Annotated in this window: 2 pseudogenes; both read right to left on the bottom strand. The window is 71.8% G+C overall.

Features of this window, described 5'->3' with window-relative positions:
* Nucleotides 1-241, bottom strand: a pseudogene (locus G5C60_RS50850) (GNAT family N-acetyltransferase); the annotation flags it as partial.
* A 78-nt stretch (nucleotides 242-319) separates the two neighbouring features.
* Nucleotides 320-606 (bottom strand): annotated as a pseudogene (locus G5C60_RS50855) (DUF2264 domain-containing protein); the annotation flags it as partial.

Genomic DNA, 606 nt, shown 5'->3' on the forward strand with positions numbered 1-606 from the left:
GGTGGGCCGGTCCCCGGGAGTCGAGCGCGGCTGTCGCGACGACCGTGCCGTCCTGCTCGTCGACGGCGACGAGCAGCGTGTGGCGGGCGGGCGTGACGTAGGCGTGGTCGAGGTCGACGATGTCGCGGTGCCAGTGCGGGACGTACCCGGTGCCGAAGTCCCGGTAGACGGTGTCGAGCATGACGGACCGCGCGCCGTCCAGGTCGTCGGAAGTCGCCAATCTTATGCAGTAGTCACGCACCTGCACATCATATGCATTAAGCTCCGGGCGTTCCGCGGGGGCTCCCGCCCGCCGAAGTGTGCCTCCCCTGCACGCTCCTCAACCGATTCCCGCCGCTGCCGGAACCTCCTCCTCCGCCCCGTCCGGAAAGCGGATCAGCACCCCGCCCCCAGGAGTGACCCGGGCGTTCGCCTCCGCCCGCAGTGCCTGTGGGTCGCAGGGCCGCTCGGGATCGGCGCTCAGCACCACAAGGGTGACCAGGAGTTGGGCGCGGCCCGGGTGAGCGGGCAGCCGGAGGTACGGGGTGGCCGAGTACTCGCCGTAGGCGTTGGCACCGGTGGCATGGGCGACCGCACCAGGGGGCGCGCCTGCGGCCGTCTCCCACC

This window comes from Streptomyces scabichelini, assembly GCF_011045015.1.
GTDB classification, from domain to species: Bacteria; Actinomycetota; Actinomycetes; order Streptomycetales; family Streptomycetaceae; genus Streptomyces; species Streptomyces scabichelini.